The sequence below is a fragment of the Halobacteriovorax marinus SJ genome (assembly GCF_000210915.2).
Lineage (GTDB): Bacteria > Bdellovibrionota > Bacteriovoracia > Bacteriovoracales > Bacteriovoracaceae > Halobacteriovorax > Halobacteriovorax marinus.
In genome coordinates this window covers 3,372,857-3,390,233 of the sequence record NC_016620.1, presented here as the reverse complement: position 1 = coordinate 3,390,233, position 17,377 = coordinate 3,372,857, and the positions used below count along the sequence as shown (strand labels likewise).

Genomic DNA, 17,377 nt, shown 5'->3' with positions numbered 1-17,377 from the left:
GGAGTTTTTATGAAGCGGATCGTCCTTGTTTCCGGATCTTCAAACCCGAAGCTTGCTTCACGTATCTCCCAATTCCTTGATGTTTCCCTAGTAGACCCACAGTTAGTAAGATTTGCTAACGGCGAAATATATTGTGAAATAGAAAAGAATGTCCGCGGTGCGGACGTTTTTGTTATACAGTCAACGAGCTCACCAGTTAATGATCATGTTATGGAATTACTAATCATGATCGATGCACTTAAGAGAGCGTCGGCAGCATCAATTACTGCAGTGATTCCTCACTATGGTTATTCGCGTCAGGATAGAAAAGCATCTCCAAGAACTCCTATTTCAGCAAAGTTAATTGCAGATATTTTAACTGCTGCTGGAGCGACTCGAGTTATCACAATGGATTTACATGCAAGCCAGATTCAAGGTTTCTTTAATATTCCATTCGATAATATTTATGCTTCTCCAGTTTTGCTTGAGTATATTAGGGCCGAAATTTTTAATGATAATAGTATCTTTGTTTCGCCAGATGCTGGTGGTGTTGAAAGAGTGCGCCACTATGCCAAAAAGCTTAAAGCTGATATTGCTATGATTGATAAGCGAAGAACTGGAAAGAATGTAGCTAAGGCGATGAATATCGTAGGTAATGTTGAAGGTAAGGAGTGTATAATCATTGATGATATGGTTGATACGGCCGGAACTTTAATAGAGGCTTGCCGCGCACTTAAAGATAATGGTGCAACTAAGGTATATGCCTGTGCGACCCACCCTGTTTTCTCAAACCCAGCTCTTGAGAGAATTGCGGGAGCAGAAGAGTTAGATAGAATAATAGTAACAGATACAATTCCACTCAGTCCTGAGGGGGAATTAATTGATAAAATCCATGTACTGGATACGGCCGAAATCTTAGCGAAGGCCATTCATAGAACTTTCAATAATGACTCTGTAAGTTCTCTATTTTTATAATCAGGTGAGATGATGACGAAATTAATTGTTGGCCTAGGAAATCCTGGAGCCGAGTATAGAAATACCCGACATAATATAGCTTGGGAAACATTTGATAATCTCTCTTTTGCACAGAATTTACGCTGGCAAAGCAAGTATAAGGGAGAGATGGCCACTACAGAAATTGAAGGGGAAAAGGTTATTTTCTTAAAGCCTCAGACTTTCATGAACTTAAGTGGAGAATCAGTAGCACCACTGGCAAACTTCTTTAAGATTCCTGTTGAGGATATTTTAGTCGTACACGATGAGCTGGACCTAAATTTTGGGACGATAGCTTATAAAGACGGTGGTGGATTGGCCGGACATAATGGCTTAAAATCAATTGCTCAATGTCTTGGAAAGCAGAATTTTAAGAGACTTAGAGTTGGTATCGGTAGGCCAGTTCATGGCTCTGTGAGTAATTGGGTCCTCTCTGGATATCACGGAGAAGATGCAGAGTTTTTAGAAAGTTATTTAAAAGGTGCAGCAAAAGCGGTAGAAGCATATATTGAAAAAGGTTTTCAAAGTGCTGCAAGAACGTATAGTAAAAAGAAAATTATTTAAAAGGAAATAAAGATGTCATTAAATTGTGGAATCGTTGGTCTTCCAAATGTTGGTAAATCAACTATCTTTCAAGCTTTAACTTCGGCGCCAGCTGAAGCAGCAAATTACCCATTTTGTACAATTGAGCCAAATGTTGGAATTGTAAATGTTGCAGATTGGAGACTAGAAAAGATCACAACACTCATAAAGCCAAGTAAGACAATTCCTACGATTGTTGAGTTTGTTGATATCGCAGGTTTAGTAAAAGGTGCGAGTAAAGGTGAAGGTCTAGGGAACCAATTCCTAGGACATATCAGACAGGTTAATGCGATCATTCACGTTGTAAGATGTTTTGATGATGGTGACGTTGTTCACGTACATGGGCGTGTCGATCCAGTAGATGATATTGAAACAATTAATATTGAACTGGCTCTTGCAGATGCTGAAGTTGTGACTAAGAAGCTTGGAAACCTTCCAAAGCTGATGAAGAATCAAAATAAAGAAATCTCTAGTAAGGCCAAGGCGCAGCTACCTGTACTTGAAAAACTAGAGACTCATCTAACAGAGGGTCTTGCTGCAAGAGCTCTTGAATTATCAGACGACGAGAAAGAGCTAGTTGCTGAACTTAACCTTATTACAATGAAGAAGGTTCTCTACCTTTGTAACGTAGATGAAGACTGCGTAGACGGAGATAACGAATACGTTACAAGTGTAAGAGAGTTAGCTGCAAAAGATAATGCGCAGGTAAGTGTTATTTGTGGGAAGCTAGAATCTGAAATAGCTTCACTTGAAACAGATGAAGAAAAGAAAGAATTTCTTGAAGCAGCTGGATTAGAGCAATCTGGTTTACAAACTCTTACAAAGACAGCTTATGAAATGTTAGGACTTAGAACTTACTTCACTGCCGGTGAAAAAGAAGTGAGAGCTTGGACATTTAAGGCCGGAGATAAGGCTCCTCAAGCTGCAGGTGTTATTCATACTGACTTTGAAAGAGGTTTTATTAAGGCCGAGATTTATCACTGCGATGACCTATTTGAACTGGGGACAGAACAAAAGGTCAAAGAAGCAGGTAAGTTTAGAATTGAAGGGAAAGAATATCTCGTAAAAGACGGAGATGTTATTCACTTCAGATTTAACGTTTAGTATTTAAACTCACATAGAAACTGTCTTCGAGAGATTTTTCGAGGACAGTTTTATTCGATAGCAAATTATAAAAGAATATATTTCTATAAATAAGCTTCACATACTTTCTTGTTTCTCTAAATGGTATAGATTCAATTGTGACCATTGGATCATCATTGATGAAGATATTCTTCTTCCATCTCTTAACTCTCGATTCACCAGCATTATAAGCGGCTAGAGTATAAATTAGATTTCCGTCATACTTCTTTAAAAGCTTCTTTAAGTAAGTAATCCCAATCTTGATATTTACATCGGGCCTCTTTAGATGAGAAGTCCTAACATTTTTCTTATACTGTCTCGCTGTAGCAGGCATCAGCTGCATTAGACCTCTTGCTCCAACATGCGACCTTGCACTTGGGTTAAAAGCAGACTCTTGTCTAATAAGTGAGATAACAACAAGAGGGTCGATAGTCTTATCTATTTTCTTAATCTTTTGAAGATATTGAAAAGGAAAGAGGTTCTTTAAAGTGAAGGCGTCGAGTTCGAAAACTTCGTTCTCAAGTGAATTGTGAACAAGTTTAAATGAGTGTAAGTACTTCTTCTCTTTAGTAAAGAGGCTTACAAGTTTTTCAATGAGATACTTTCTAAGTTCTTTATTTTCGACATTCTTAGCTACAGCCTTATTCTTGAAAACATAGAGGGAATCCCTAGAGATGATTTCAGAAATTTCATTATTAGAAAAAGCATCCAAATTAAGCTCTAACCAAAGAGATAATCTTTTAAGAGAAGAGATGAAGTTCTTTGAAAACTTTTTATTAGCTGGAACATTTGGCTTTATCTCTTCAGTATATTTACCAAGTAACTTTTCCTTATCTTCAACATCAAAAATATCTAAAAGTTTCTTATACGAAATAATGGCATAGAAATTTAGTGGAGACGATTCAGTTAGTGTCGTGAATAAGTGCTTTGAAAGCTCACTTTCACCGTTCTTGTAAAGAGTGTAGGCAATCCAAAATTTTACTTTTGAGTTGTACTTAGAGTAATTCTTTATCAATTGAAATTTTTCGATAGTCTTAACAGCTTTCTTATACTTTCCAGTTAAGATATCTGACCACAGTAATTGAAAGATTGTTTCATCTAGTTGGTCATTAGTTGCCATAGTTAAGGCATATTCGAAAAAGTAGCGGGCCTTCTCAACTTCCTGACGATAAAGAAAGTTCTTTCCTGTCGTTAGAATATTGATCCAGGCCTTGTCCGAATTCACATATTGCTTATTAGAATCATAAAAACTTACGAGCTGGTGACCCATTTGATAGGCGAGATCTAGCTCTTCATCTGCAAGATGTTTCTTTATATTAGAGCGAATCTCGTAGAATGCTTTAGTAAAATAATTTCTTTCGCTACTATCATTTAATCCAGCAGACTGCACATAACTTGTAAGCTGATTATTTATTTTAATGAATTTTAAATGATCTGAGTTTGGCTTGAACTGCTTCTCTAGATACTGCTCTGTCATCAAATCTGAAACGAGCTGGTGAAGATTAGAATTCTTATCGATACGAGAGAGGTATGTCGCGAATTCTGTTTTGTTTTTTCCCTTTAAATAAAAAGGAAGAGCATACTTAAAGTATTCTAAGTTCTTAAAGCTGATACTCTTCTTAGTTTTACTCTTTGTTGTATTCTTTAAAAACTTCCAGTGACAGTAGTGATCTAAGTGAGTGTACGATCTCTTAACTAAGTCAGGGTAGTCTTTGCTGTCAAAGTTCTTAGGTTTACAAACGCTGTGAAACTCACTTGTGCTTAGCTTTGCTTTCTTAAACTTTAAAAGAGTGTCAACGAGTGGACTATACTCTGCAAAAGCTTGGCTATGCTTGATCCATCGACCCATGTGGGAAATAGAATTATAGTGGAGTTTGGTTCTTTTAATATTTTTGTAAAATTGATGGAATGATCTGGCAAACTTTTCATCGGCCCTAGAAGTCTTAATTGAAAAGGGCTGTGCCGTTGCACTTGCTGCAAAGGTGTTTAGAGAGAGAAATGTTAATGCCGTAACAGTTGCTAATCGTAACAAAAATGACCTCCTGTCATATTTGTAATGTAATTAATAAATTGTATGGTATCGCTCTTGAATCTCACCAAGCTTGGAGCTTATTTCGTCGAGAACGACTTTCTTATCTTCTGGTACCACCATTGTAAGATTGTTAATGTATGAGGAGACTTCACTGAGGTAGACCATATCTTTTTTGTAGTCCTCTTGAATTACCTCAAAAGTATCGTTGAAATCATCGGCTAATTCTTGGAAATAATCCCCTTGCCTGAAGTATAGTTTACCATTTCCTTCCCTATCTCTGATAGCGGAAAGAAATTTCTGTACCTTGTATATTGGGCCTGCAATTTTATGACTAAAGAGTAGGCAAGCTATGAAAGTTACAGCAGTAAAGCCTAGTTGAAAGAGTGCTAGAACAAAAATCAGGTTATTTTTATAGGACTCCATTTTCGCTGCCATATCTGGTGAAGTGGCATTTGCCTGCTCAACAAGCCTTGTTACTAGGTCATAAATTGTCAGTGGATAGAATACACTTGAGATAAATAAGAAAACACAGACCAGGATACTAAATTTAACCTGAAATCTTGGGTTTATCAGAATAATACTTCTCTTATACGGTTCAGACATTCGGTCGATTCCTTTCAACAGATTGAGCTCAGTATTCTTTATAATATAAGAGAATGATACCAAGTTCCACCACTAAATTTATTCAACCATTTCACTCAACTTTAGCTCATATCTCTTAACGTATAAGTTATTTCGCGATATAAATAAGATTCAAAAACGAGGTAATTTATGAGTGATAAGGTCAAGAATCTGATTTGTACTATAGCCAATCCTGCAACGGGGATGACGTTGGGGGCTGAGGAAAGAATTTCTGAAGTAAAAGTAGAGGGGAAGAAGATCTCTATTAAGTACGACCGCGAGGGGATTTCTCCTGCGCAGAAGAGAGTGATTGAAGATTCAATCTATGGACTCCTAAAAGCTGACTTCGAAGAAGATGATATTACGATTATGACTTTCTCTAAAGACTCTAAAGATGTTTTTGGAGGAGCTCCAGCTGCTAAGAAAGAATCGGCGCCTAAGCAGGAAGCTGCTCAAGTAAAGGCCGGACATGGACCTGTAGGGGCAACGAAGAAGAGAATTCCTAACGTAAAGAATGTTCTGGCTGTTTCCTCTTGTAAGGGTGGAGTTGGTAAATCGACTGTTTCAGTTAATCTTGCCATGTCACTTAAGAATAAAGGCTACAAAGTAGGGATACTTGATGCAGATATTTATGGCCCATCTATGCCGATGCTCCTTGGTAAGAGAGAGGCAAAGCCAGCGGCCAATGAGCAGAAGAAGATACTTCCAGTTGAAGCTCTAGGTGTTCATTTCATTTCTTTTGGTCTCTTTATTCAAGAAGACGATGCTGTGATCTGGAGAGGTCCAATGTTAGGTGGAGTTCTAAATCAATTTCTATTTGATGTAGAATGGGGAGAGCTTGATTACCTTATTATTGATTTACCTCCAGGAACTGGAGACATGCAACTTAGTATGGTTCAGGCAACAGAAGTCGACGCAGCTGTCGTTGTTTCGACACCACAAGAAGTGGCCCTTCTCGATACGAGAAAGGGAATGAAGATGTTTGAGAAAGTAAATGTACCTATCCTTGGTATGATTGAGAATATGAGCTACTTTGTTCCAGATGATAATCTAGATAAGAAATACTTTATCTTTGGTGAAGGTGGAGTGAAGAATGCTTGCTCTGAACTAAAAACAGACTTCTTAGGAGAGATTCCTATGGAGATAGCACTTAGAGTAGGTTCAGATACAGGTGTTCCTTATATGAGCTCATCTGCACACGAGGGAAGACCTGTTTGGAATGCTTATATGGAATTGGCCAATAAGGTTGACCAAAAAATGAATGGCAAAGAGAAAAAGGGTTTCTTTTCTAAAATATTAGGAAAGTAAGCAAGGAGAACAAATTGTCTCTACTGGGTACAATTGAAGAGCAGACAACATTTGGTTTTACTGGACGAGTGAATATTCTCAATAGAAGCACTGGTCAGTATCTTGGAATCGTGTTGATTGCTGACGGTGTAATCGTCGACTGCACTTACGGCGGCCTTAAGGCCGAAAAAGCTCTATACCTGGCCCTCTTTGATGATATGGACCATACTCCTCTAAAATTTATTGTAGAGCCTGAGGTTGTTCAGGAAGAGCATAGAAATTTCCAGCTAACTTTTGAGGACTTCAAACAGAATTCACAAACCCTATATTTAAAGCATAGAGAGTCTAAGGCCCTGAAGCCATCAATGGATTTACGCTTAATTTTGGATGGTGATTTTATTTCTAGAGGATCTGAAGTTTCTGATTCAGAATTTAAACTGATGAACGTCTTGACGGAGTACTCATTAGTATCGGATATTTATAATAATTGTGATCTTTATGATTTTGAGATTACCCAGGCCCTTGTTTCTCTTAGAAAGAAGAAGGCCATTAAAGTAGTAAAGTAAGTAAAATACACCTAAATGGAGATTATATTTTGAAAACACAAGAGCATAACAAGACTGAACTTAAGGAATTAACTGTAAACATCGAAAAAGACGTTGTTGAGGCATTTGAGAGAATGGCGGACAATACAGGTTATGATATCAATGACTTAGTAGTTATTGCTCTTAAGAGGTTTAGAGTTAGCCATAGTGACTATGAAGGTACAAAGGTTTCATTTGAATAGTCCTAGTACCGCTATTCCCTATATATAATTTATACAGGCCGTCCAATCTTTAGACGGCCTTTTTTGTGCCTATCTTTTGGGTTAGCATAATTTCAATACTTTATACTGCATCTATACACATATTTCCCTTGTTTTGAGCGCTTAACGCTTGGCACGATGCTTGCTTATTAATAAGTAAGTTTGAAAGGGAGATTACCATGAAGTCACTACTGACGCTTAAGACATTAACAGGATTTTTAACTGCTAGTTCAGTACTTGTTGGAGTTAAGGCAGTAAGAGATGCTAACTTTAATTCATCTGATTTTATGAACAAGAATACTGTTCAGGTAGTAAAGAGATTAGATGATCAAAAGGTAGTTAGACATGTAGCTTCTGAAACTGCAGCAAGACCAGCTGTGCAGTACTTACCAATGAATGAGCTTAACTCAAGTATCATTAATGGTGAGTGGGAAATTAGAAGAATTCAAGATGAGAATAATGAAGTTGTATTCAATGCTAACGAGGAATCAAATAAAGTAGAAATGAACTTTGAATTAGTTGGAACTTCACTTGTAAAAGTTGGAGAGGAAGAGCCAATGATTCTAAGAGTTTCTTACTTAGATGAGAGTGGAAGAACAATCGCACTATTTAGACAATTTGGTAAGGGTTACGAAATTATTGAAGCAATTAAGAAGGTAGAAGTTAAAGAAGTTGCAGCTGTTGAGAGAGTAGAGAACACTGAAAAAGTAGCTGAAGAAAATACAACAGGTGTTGTAATTGAAAGAGTACAAGATCTTGTTTTAGAAAGAGCACTTCACCCATCAAAAGATCCAAACGTATTAAGAGGTGAGAGTGTTGTTTCAGGAAATATCGTAGTAGGTGCGGGAAGAATTGAAGAGTTCAATGTTGTAGTAGGAATTGGAAAGAACTATGAGCAGCCACTAGGTTTTATTAACTCACCAGAAATCAAAGCTGGAGGTCAATTCTCAGCAGAAACAAATAGCGGTGAAGTAACAGGTATAATTACAAATAATGGAAAAGATGGATTTAGAGTAAGATTTGCAACTGGACCACTTCAAGGAGCAATGCTTAACTTCGTAACAATTGAGAAGATGGATGAGCTAAATGCAATTGAAGAAGAAGCAGCATATGCAAAAGAAGAAATGAGAGATCTAACTTCTGATAAGATTGAAGTTATTGAAGACCAAAGAGATGCAGAATTTTCAAGATCAGCACAAGGTCAAAATATTTATGAAATCGATGAAAATGAAAACTATGAAGAAGAAGAAGTAATTGAGCCAGAGACTGAAGAAGAGTTTGCTAGAATTACAGAAGAGAGAGGGTTTTCATTTGGACAAGTAGAAAGAGCTCCAGCTTCAAAATAAGAAAAGTTTTATCCCCCAAGAAAACATAAAAAAAGGGCCGATGTAGAGAACTACATCGGCCCTTTAGATTTATGAGTGATTACATAATCTTTTTAAATTCTTCTGTAAGAATTGGAACGATTTGGAATAAATCGCCAACGATTCCGTAGTCAGCCTTTGTGAAGATAGGAGCATCTGGATCTGTATTGATTGCTACAATACACTTAGAAGTTCTCATACCTGCAAGGTGTTGAATCGCACCTGAAATACCACAAGCAATATATAGAGAAGGAGCAACAGTCTTACCTGTTTGACCAACTTGCATAGCGTGTGGAGCGTAACCAGAATCAACTGCAGCTCTTGAAGCACCAACTGTTGCACCAATAGTGTCAGCTAGGTCTTCTAAAATTTTAAAGTTTGAAGCCTCTTTCATTGCTCTACCACCAGAAACGATAATATTTGCTTCTGTAAGGTCTAGCTTCTCAGAAGCACCTTTAATAATTTCTTTGATAGCAGCTCTAATTTCTCCAGCGCTAACACTTGCATCAGCAGCATTACCTGCAGCAGCGTTTTCACTTGAAGGCATACCAAGAGCGTTTGGTCTAACCGTTACAAAGTGAGGCTTTGGACCTTCGATTTCTACTTTAGCTAAACACTTACCAGCAAATAGTGGTCTTGTTCCAGCAAATGTTCCACCGTCCATTGTGAAGTTAGTAACTTCTGAAGCCATACCAGCATCAAACATCCCTGAAAGTCTTGGGAATAAATCCTTCGCTAGAGATGTAGAACCTGCGAAAACATAGTCGTATCCACCATTTCCAATAAACTCTTTTAATGCGTTAGCATAACCTTCTGGAGAATAATTATCTAAATTATCACCTTTGAGTGAGTGAATATTAGCGGCTCCAAATTTTGCTAACTCAGCAACTGCACCAGCAGGAACTTGTCCTACGGCAGCAACATCAACTTCGTTACCAGCTAATTTACCTAAAATTTCATATGTAACAGATTTTACGTTATCAGCTGTAACTTCTGTAAATACTAATACCTTTGCCATTTTTAACTCCTTAAATTACCTTCGCTTCGTTTCTTAGAAGGCCAACAACTTCCGCTACAATTGAAGCTTGGTTTGCTTCGTCCATTGCATCAAACTTCTTACCAGCTGGTTTTTCTGGAGGAAGTTGGAATCCAGAGTACTTAACTCTTCTGTCAGCATCAGAAACTCCAACGTCAGCAAGTGAGTGCTGAGCAAGAGGCTTTCTCTTCGCTTTCATAATCCCAGGTAGTGAAGCATATCTAGGAGTATTAAGTCCTTTGTTACATGCGATTACAGCTGGAGATTTAACTTCGTAAACTTCTAAGGCTCCACCTTCAACTTCTCTTTTAAGAGTGAAAGTTCCACCTGTTTCTTCACAACCAACAACAACAGATACTGAAGGAAGGTTTAACATTCCAGCTAGTAGTTGAGGAACTTGAAGACAGTCATCATCGATGGCCTGCTTTCCAGTGAAGATAACATCTGGAGTTTTTCCAGATTTCTCGATTGCACCTTTAAGAGCTTTTGCTGTCATGAATGAATCTAGATTGTCGTCAGACTCAACTAGAATGGCATCATCAGCGCCCATTGCAAGTGCTGTTCTGAGAGCTTCAGTATCCTTAACACCACCAACTCTCACAACAGTAACAGTTGATCCGCTATTTGCTTGCTTAGTTAGAAGTGCTTGCTCAACTGCAAACTCATCGTAAGGGTTCATAATCCACTTAATCGAACTAGTTTCGATGTAAGTACCATCACCGTTAGGTGTAATTTTTGTTTCCGTGTCCGGAACTTGTTTTATGCAAACAAAGATATTCACTTTTAGCTCCTTGAAAAAATTTCTTTAGCAATTACTAATCTTTGTATCTGAGATGTCCCTTCATATATTTGTATAAGCTTGGCATCTCTCATGATTTTTTCTACAGGGTACTCGTTACTGTAGCCATATCCTCCAAAAACTTGAACGGCATCAGTAGCGACTTCCATAAATTTGTCAGCAGCGAACGCTTTTGCATACGATGCTAATTCAGTATTAGACTTACCTTGGTCTAAAAGCCATGCAGCTTTATGAACGAGTAGTCTTGAAGCCTCAACTTTCATGGCCATATCCGCAACCATCATCTGAATTGCTTGGTGACCTGCTAGAGGCTTATTAAACTGTATTCTTTCTTTAGCATATTTAACTGCGTGATCCAATGCACACTGCGCTCCACCCACCGCGCTAGCGGCAACCATTGGTCTTGAGTGGTCCAAAGTCATCTTTGCTAAATTCCAACCATCGCCTAAATTTCCAATTAAATTTTCTTTAGGTATGCGGACATTTGTAAAAGTAACGGCTCTAGTGTCAGAACTTCGGTGTCCCATCTTCTTTTCTTTAGCACCAATCTCCAGTCCTTCAACATTTTTATCGTCAAGCACGATACAAGAGATACCTTTGTGCTTGAGTTCTGGATCTGTTGTACAGTAGATAACGAAGAGATCTGCGTATCCTGCGTTAGTAATCCACATCTTTTGACCATTGATAATATAGTGGTCTCCATCTTCTTTAATTGTTGTTTTGAGTCCAGCGGCATCTGATCCGTTACCTGGTTCTGTTAAACAAAAAGAAGCGATTTTATAGGATTCAGTAAAGGGAGTAAGGAATCTTTTTTTCTGTTCCTCATTTCCACCTAATGCAATTGGAAGAAGGGCAAGGTCATTTGCCATTAAAGTTGTATTCATACCAAGGCATCCATATGCCAGGGCCTCTGTGATGATCATTGAATCTAGAGTTGTGAAGCCAGTTCCACCAAATTCAGGAGGAATACATGTGTTCACAAGACCCAGTTCCCATGCCTTAGTAAGGATGTCCATTGGCATTTCACCAGACTCATCATACTCATTTGCTTTAGGCATCATTTCATTCTTGGCAAACTTCATTGCCATTTCTCTAATTTCTTTTTGTTCGCTTGAGAGCTCAAAGCTAACCATGATTGCATCCTTGCAGAGGTGACTTAACTAAAATTGAGTACGAAGGAAATTATAGAAGTATAAGGTGTCGGGGTCAATGGAGGAGCAATAAATTTAGTTAAAGTTTAAGCGGGTAAGCCTCTGTGTCAAACTTTGTATTAAAGTCATACTTTTTATTTAACTCTTTAAAAACTTCTAGCTCCATTAAAGGCCTAATCACAAAACTTCGCTCAAAGAGACGAGGGTGTGGCAGTGATAGGTGGTCTGTCTCAGACTTGATGTCATTATAAAAGAGAATATCAATGTCTATAATTCTAGGTCCACGAAGAATATCTCTAGTTCTACCGAGCTCTGCTTCTAGTTCTAGGACCTGAGTCATAAGAAGGTTGGGTTCAATTTTGGGATCACTAAAGACGAGAACTTGATTGTAAAAGTCAGGTTGTTCTTCATAGTCTACAGCAGCGGATTGGTAAATACGACTTTCTTCTTGGAGAGAGAAAGCTGAGGAGAGCTGTCTCTTTGCTTGGGCAAGATTTTGAAGTCTATCACCGATATTAGTTCCGGTGGCAAGGATAAGAGACATTATTGACCGTCTTGTTCTTGATCTTGTTCTTTCTTCTCATCTTTTTTTGCGGCCTCTTTCTTTTCCTTATCTTTGAAAAGATATCCGTCTACAAATGAGGGAACAGCTGTGCCCGCAGGAGGTTTTGGTGGACCTTTAACTCCGCATGCAGAAAAAGTTAGTAAGAATAGAAGAAGAAGTTTAGAACTCAAGGCTAAATCCAACATTCATTATATCTGACCCAAGGTCTGCTCTGATAAACCATCCAGGTACGAGTCTTTTTAAAACTGTTAGACCAAAGATGACTTGTCTCTTTTTTAAGTCTTCAACCAATTGGATTTCATTATCGAGTTGCGCTTGGGTAGGAGTGACGCCGTCATTAGGGTCGTCAACTCCAGCTTGAGGGCTACTGGCATTAATCATTTGAAAGCCTAAGTATGGCTGTACAAAGGAATAGAAAGGAGCACTGATGGTATACTTTGCTCTAATAAAAACATTGGTCATTTTAGTATCGAACCCAGGGCTTGGGTAATCATTGATAAGGTTTTGTCCGTAACCAACTTCGGCCCAAATATTATCCTCGAATTGATACATCCACATTCCGTTTAGGTGTGTGTAGCGCTGAGTAGAACCATCATTGTTGAGGCCTTCAATAAGTCCTACGTTCAATGAGATAATATTATCAGTCTTTATCTTTCTATTTGTATTCTCATCTAGTGAGAGATCATCTTCTAAGAGAGTTCCATTGTAGAGGTCTTCCTCTTCCTTTAGGAGACTGGCATCCTCTTTCTCTTCCTCGGTTTCTTTCTTTGCGCCAAAGAAACTATCGTCCCCACGAATGACTTGAACTTCAAGGTCAGGGCGAAAACTTTTAAAGAGATCTAGAGAGTAGATTTTAATAATCTTAATTCCCGCTAGGTCGTTGAGACTCTTGGCAACGATGGCCCTTGCTGCCAAGTTATTTGCCAGCACAAGAGTGATGAAGTCACCTTTATTAAAGGCCTGGTTTTCATTGGTGATTATATAGGTTCTCTTTGAGTTAGAAACCTTAGTTATTTTCTCTGTAACTAGTTCCGAGGCCAATTGGTTACCTTCAGACTGCTCATTAAATTCATCTATAACAGATTGTGAATAGGAATTTGCTGTCAGAAATAAAAATGTTAGAGCTACTAGTAAAGATCTCATCATTAAATAAATAATACCTTTTAAATCTGGTCAATTAAACCGGGTAATACAATCTCTATTATTAGATAAAAAAGTAGGATGAGCAAAGATTTGTCTAAATAATGGCAACTATTCGTGTTTTTTCGCAAAAAATGCAATTTTTATTTAAAATTATTGATGCTAACTGGTTGAAAACTCATTGCCTGAAAAAGAATCTCTAATTCCTTAAAAAAAATTAACTACTTGATATAATTATCCGATGAGTCTTAAAAGAGCTAAATAAATTCTTTTAGATATCAAGGGGAGATATTATGAAATTATCAAAAATACTCTTATTACTAGCGCTACTTACTCTAGGTGTAAGTTGTTCGAGCAAGAGAAAGAAAGACGATGCTTCTAAGACAGCAGATATCTCACAAGAGGTAAGTGCTGAGGACGCGGACTTCATTGTAGATTCAGAAGATGAAGATCTTCTTTTAGATGATGGTAGTAATGGTGCCATTGAAGAAGTTGCAATGTCTGAGTCAGCACCTTTAATTATGGAAGAGTCTTCAGGTTCTTCGATGGGTCTTATCGGTGGACAATATACTGTTGAAAAAGGCGATACACTAATGTGGATTGCATTTAAGCTTTACGGTGATTATAGAAAGTGGCAACACCTTTCATCTTTAAACGGTAATATCTCGGCTACTAACCTAGCAACAGGTATGACTTTAAACCATGACTCAGCTGGATTTAACTATAATCCTCAAGGTTTACCACACCTAATTAAAGTTGGTGAAACTCTTGGGACAATCTCTGGTGAGAAGTATGGAACAGATAAGAGATGGAAAGAAATCTGGGATAATAATAGAGCGATGATTCACGATCCAAATATTATCTTTGCTGGATTTACACTGCACTATCTTCCAGATAGAGATATTGCTTCAGAAGATATCTAAGAATATTTAAATAATAATTAAGGGGCCTGCATTTTTGCAGGCCTTTTAGTTTCTACGGGTTGTATTGTAGATAGTCATTGGTATAATTTATAGAATGACTAAACTTTTTATCTTAATCACATCGCTTCTCTTAACTTCGTGTTCCTTATTTCAAAAGGACGAGTATGAATTTGATAAAGAGATCTTTGAAGTTCCAGAAAGAGATTATACTGATCAGTTAGCTTCTTTGACATCCAGTTATCTTAATACAGATGGTGTTACCAAAATAAATCTAAATACTAGAACAAAGAAATATCTAGAGGATCTCTATTTTAAAATTGTAACTAATAATAAGCTCTTTTTAAAAGAGCCGATGAAGCCAACCTTCAATATTGTTAAGAGTGAAATTCCATTTATCTTTGCACTACCTAAGGCAAATTTCTTTTTCTCTTCTGGTCTCATAATAGATTATATGAAGAATGAAGAAATTTTTATCGCGGCCTTTGCCAAAGAAGTTATCGTGAGCCAACGAAACCTCTTTGCTGCAAAGATGCTAATACCTAAGGGTTATATTGGAACTAAGGATATTCTTGCGTACACACGACTACCTGTAAATATAAAGGCAGAAGTCAACAAGTGGGCCTACTACGTATTAAAGCGATCAGGGCATGATCCATATGCTCTTTTGATTTGGCTTCAAACAATGAATAAGAACACATTAGATTTTACACTTCAATATGGTAATACTCAGATCATCTCTAGAGAGGAATTTCTCTTTAAAAGTTTTATTTCTGAACTGAAGACAAAGGAAAGCTTTTCAGGCAGACAGGCGAACTCTACACCGGATTATTATCATTTTGTAAGAGATATTAAGAGGAAGGCAAGATGAGGCCAGAAGAAAGTGAGAGACTGTTGATAGAAGAGCTTTTTGAAAATACAAAAAATAGAATTGATAATTTTAATGAAACAGCGAAGAGTATAGCTCCTTTAACGGGAGACGCATCTACGAGAAGGTATTATAGAGTTGTAACTGATAAAAAGAGTTATGTTTCTTGCTTGAGTGAACCTCTTGAGCAAGATAGTGATAGTGACTTTCTCAATGTATACAATATTTTCTCAGACTCTGATGTAAGAGTTCCAAAAATATATGATCACAATATTAAGAAAGGATATTTTCTACAGGAAGATTTAGGAAATACAACTCTTCTTTCATACGTTTCACTAATGCTTGATGAAGGAAAGATTTACGAAACATATAGAGAGATTATAGATATCTTAATTCGAATTCACGCTATACCTGCAGACCAAAGTTTTTCTTGGGGAAAACTGAAGTTTGATACTGAGAAGTTAATGTTTGAAATGAATTTTACAAAGAAGTATTTCTTAAATTCATTTTTAAAGGTCGAATTAAATAAAGAAGAAGAGAAAATTTATACAAGCTCTTTTGAAAAAATTATTTCAGAATTAGTTAATGAAAAGATGGTTCTTTGTCATAGAGATTTTCACTCACGAAATATTATGATGAAAAATGAGAGACCTGTGGTTATAGACTTTCAAGATGCAAGACAAGGTATTCCTCAATATGACTTAGTTTCTATGTTAGAGGATTGCTATTTTCAACTATCAGCAAAGAATATTAAAAAGCTAAAAGAGTACTACTTTAAAAATAGTAATTTCTTAGAGCAGGATCTCGCGAAGTTTGAAAGACTATACGATTTAATGACAATTCAAAGAACATTTAAAGCAATAGGGAGCTTTGCTTATATAAATGAAGATCGTAAGGATAGTCGATACTTGAAGTATATTGGGTTTGCGATGGAAAAGTTCAGAAATAAACTTAAGAAGTTTCCAGAGTTCCAAGATTTATATAATTTAATTATTGGTAAATACTATGAGTCTTGATACTGCCTATATCTTGGGAGCTGGACTTGGAACAAGAATGGGTCCTGTCGGTGAGAAGTTACCTAAGTTGCTGTGGCCGGTGTACGAAAAATCATTACTAGAGTTACAACTCTCATATGCACTCAAACTGGGAATAAAGAAAGTCTATCTCAACACTCATTTTCAAGCACAAGTTATACAGGACTTTGTTCATAAGCATGATGTTGATGTAGAAATCCTTCACGAGGAAGAATTGCTTGATATTGGTGGAGCAGTTCATAATCTAGCGAATAAATTGAACTATCGTGGGAAGATCTTAATTCTAAATGGTGATCAATTTCTTATGTTCGTTGAAAAGCAATTCAAAGAGTTTGTGGATATCTCACAAAAATATGTTGCGACTTTAATGGGTTTAGAAGTTAGCGATCAATATAATGAATTAGTATTAAACGATAATCTATTAGCAGGGATTGAAAGCTCAAAAAGTAATTCAAAGTATTATACTTATAGTGGTGTGAGCATTATTAATCTAGACTTGTTAAAACCTGTAGCAGGTAAGACAAAGTTCTTTGAGTCTGTCGCTAATTTTAAAAATGATGAGATCTATGTTTATAGACCTACTGACTACGAGTACTGGGACTTTGGCACAACAGCTAGATATTTAAACTCTATGAGAGAGGTAATGCTTTCAAAAGAGAGTCGTTTCTATAAATTTCTTCTAGACTCAAAGGCCATTGATCAAAGTAAACTTCTTCCAAATAATTGCTATAATGCTAAGGGAGAAGAGTTTAGTATCAACCTCACTGATACACCTTCTCAGCCAGGATTTGGAAATATCGTTTTTGATGGTCAGGATAGTTTATTTGAAAAAGAAAATGTCGTAGTGATGGGTGAGAGTATTTCTAAAGTTTAGTCGTTAGGCTTTTCAATTAATTTAATACAGTCTACAGGACAAACCTCGATACATATTGAACATAGAGTACATGACCATGTGTCTATAGCATAAGTGTCTTTGAATTTTATAATGGCCTTTTCCGGACATATTAGCCTACAATTGTCACAGGAATTACACCGATTATTTATTTCGAGTTCAGGTTTCATAGGACTATTATACCTAC

At 37.0% G+C, this 17,377-nt stretch carries 20 protein-coding genes; 11 read left to right on the top strand and 9 right to left on the bottom strand.

The window, feature by feature from the left end; all coding sequences use genetic code 11:
• The first annotated feature begins 9 nt into the window (after positions 1–9).
• The 3 genes from BMS_RS16285 to ychF are packed head-to-tail and all read left to right on the top strand — an operon-like array spanning position 10 to position 2,658.
• Entirely contained in the window at positions 10–954 is a 945-nt protein-coding gene (locus BMS_RS16285) for a ribose-phosphate diphosphokinase (RefSeq protein ID WP_014245919.1), read from the top strand.
• A gap of 9 nt (positions 955–963) precedes the next feature.
• Complete coding sequence (pth, locus tag BMS_RS16280; protein WP_014245918.1) at positions 964–1,536, top strand: aminoacyl-tRNA hydrolase; 573 nt, start codon at positions 964–966, stop codon at positions 1,534–1,536.
• Positions 1,537–1,548: 12 nt separating this feature from the next.
• The gene (ychF, locus tag BMS_RS16275; RefSeq protein ID WP_014245917.1) at positions 1,549–2,658 is read left to right on the top strand and encodes a redox-regulated ATPase YchF; all 1,110 of its coding nucleotides are present in this window, start codon (positions 1,549–1,551) and stop codon (positions 2,656–2,658) included.
• Here ychF and BMS_RS17265 read toward each other — a convergent pair.
• A complete protein-coding gene (locus tag BMS_RS17265) occupies positions 2,648–4,708 on the bottom strand; it encodes a lytic transglycosylase domain-containing protein (RefSeq protein WP_014245916.1) in 2,061 nt (686 codons plus the stop codon). The genes ychF and BMS_RS17265 overlap by 11 nt on opposite strands.
• Before the next feature lie 30 nt (positions 4,709–4,738).
• The gene (locus BMS_RS16265; RefSeq protein WP_044557734.1) at positions 4,739–5,311 is read right to left on the bottom strand and encodes a hypothetical protein; all 573 of its coding nucleotides are present in this window, start codon (positions 5,309–5,311) and stop codon (positions 4,739–4,741) included.
• A 168-nt stretch (positions 5,312–5,479) separates the two neighbouring features.
• On the opposite strand from BMS_RS16265, the gene BMS_RS16260 reads away from it, so the two are divergent.
• From BMS_RS16260 to BMS_RS16245, 4 genes are all read left to right on the top strand, one after another.
• Positions 5,480–6,637, top strand: coding sequence for an Mrp/NBP35 family ATP-binding protein (locus tag BMS_RS16260; protein ID WP_014245914.1), 1,158 nt, complete (start codon positions 5,480–5,482; stop codon positions 6,635–6,637).
• 14 nt (positions 6,638–6,651) lie between these two features.
• Positions 6,652–7,182: a hypothetical protein gene (locus BMS_RS16255; protein ID WP_014245913.1), complete on the top strand. Its 531-nt coding sequence runs from the start codon at positions 6,652–6,654 to the stop codon at positions 7,180–7,182.
• Between the two features lie 29 nt (positions 7,183–7,211).
• Positions 7,212–7,403 (top strand): hypothetical protein, encoded by a 192-nt coding sequence (locus tag BMS_RS16250; RefSeq protein ID WP_014245912.1) that lies wholly within the window; start codon positions 7,212–7,214, stop codon positions 7,401–7,403.
• Positions 7,404–7,600: 197 nt separating this feature from the next.
• Complete coding sequence (locus BMS_RS16245; RefSeq protein ID WP_014245911.1) at positions 7,601–8,767, top strand: hypothetical protein; 1,167 nt, start codon at positions 7,601–7,603, stop codon at positions 8,765–8,767.
• Between the two features lie 79 nt (positions 8,768–8,846).
• Here BMS_RS16245 and BMS_RS17870 read toward each other — a convergent pair whose 3' ends face one another.
• The 6 genes from BMS_RS17870 to BMS_RS16215 form a co-directional block, all read right to left on the bottom strand.
• Positions 8,847–9,803 (bottom strand): electron transfer flavoprotein subunit alpha/FixB family protein, encoded by a 957-nt coding sequence (locus tag BMS_RS17870; protein WP_014245910.1) that lies wholly within the window; start codon positions 9,801–9,803, stop codon positions 8,847–8,849.
• 10 nt (positions 9,804–9,813) lie between these two features.
• Positions 9,814–10,602: an electron transfer flavoprotein subunit beta/FixA family protein gene (locus BMS_RS16235; RefSeq protein ID WP_014245909.1), complete on the bottom strand. Its 789-nt coding sequence runs from the start codon at positions 10,600–10,602 to the stop codon at positions 9,814–9,816.
• 2 nt (positions 10,603–10,604) lie between these two features.
• Complete coding sequence (locus tag BMS_RS16230) at positions 10,605–11,753, bottom strand: acyl-CoA dehydrogenase family protein (protein ID WP_014245908.1); 1,149 nt, start codon at positions 11,751–11,753, stop codon at positions 10,605–10,607.
• Positions 11,754–11,850: 97 nt separating this feature from the next.
• Positions 11,851–12,315: a 2-amino-4-hydroxy-6-hydroxymethyldihydropteridine diphosphokinase gene (gene folK, locus BMS_RS16225; protein ID WP_014245907.1), complete on the bottom strand. Its 465-nt coding sequence runs from the start codon at positions 12,313–12,315 to the stop codon at positions 11,851–11,853.
• On the bottom strand, positions 12,315–12,506 hold the full coding sequence (locus BMS_RS16220) for a lipoprotein (RefSeq protein WP_044557733.1): 192 nt from the start codon (positions 12,504–12,506) through the stop codon (positions 12,315–12,317). The genes folK and BMS_RS16220 overlap by 1 nt, the downstream gene beginning before the upstream one ends.
• Positions 12,496–13,482, bottom strand: coding sequence for a hypothetical protein (locus tag BMS_RS16215; protein WP_014245905.1), 987 nt, complete (start codon positions 13,480–13,482; stop codon positions 12,496–12,498). The genes BMS_RS16220 and BMS_RS16215 overlap by 11 nt, the downstream gene beginning before the upstream one ends.
• A gap of 287 nt (positions 13,483–13,769) precedes the next feature.
• Between BMS_RS16215 and BMS_RS16210 the strand changes: the two genes are divergently transcribed.
• The 4 genes from BMS_RS16210 to BMS_RS16195 all read left to right on the top strand — a co-directional run bounded on the left by BMS_RS16210 (position 13,770) and on the right by BMS_RS16195 (position 17,172).
• Positions 13,770–14,399 (top strand): LysM peptidoglycan-binding domain-containing protein, encoded by a 630-nt coding sequence (locus BMS_RS16210; protein ID WP_014245904.1) that lies wholly within the window; start codon positions 13,770–13,772, stop codon positions 14,397–14,399.
• Between the two features lie 94 nt (positions 14,400–14,493).
• Positions 14,494–15,267, top strand: coding sequence for a hypothetical protein (locus tag BMS_RS16205; protein WP_014245903.1), 774 nt, complete (start codon positions 14,494–14,496; stop codon positions 15,265–15,267).
• Positions 15,264–16,280 carry an aminoglycoside phosphotransferase family protein gene (locus BMS_RS16200; protein ID WP_014245902.1) on the top strand — a complete coding sequence of 339 codons (1,017 nt, stop codon included), beginning with the start codon at positions 15,264–15,266 and terminating at the stop codon, positions 16,278–16,280. Before BMS_RS16205 ends, BMS_RS16200 begins: the two co-directional genes overlap by 4 nt.
• On the top strand, positions 16,270–17,172 hold the full coding sequence (locus tag BMS_RS16195; RefSeq protein WP_014245901.1) for a nucleotidyltransferase family protein: 903 nt from the start codon (positions 16,270–16,272) through the stop codon (positions 17,170–17,172). Before BMS_RS16200 ends, BMS_RS16195 begins: the two co-directional genes overlap by 11 nt.
• Here the strand turns inward: BMS_RS16195 and BMS_RS18000 are convergent.
• The gene (locus BMS_RS18000) at positions 17,169–17,360 is read right to left on the bottom strand and encodes a 4Fe-4S binding protein (RefSeq protein WP_075053425.1); all 192 of its coding nucleotides are present in this window, start codon (positions 17,358–17,360) and stop codon (positions 17,169–17,171) included. The two genes, BMS_RS16195 and BMS_RS18000, sit on opposite strands and share 4 nt — an antisense overlap.
• Positions 17,361–17,377 lie beyond the last annotated feature (17 nt).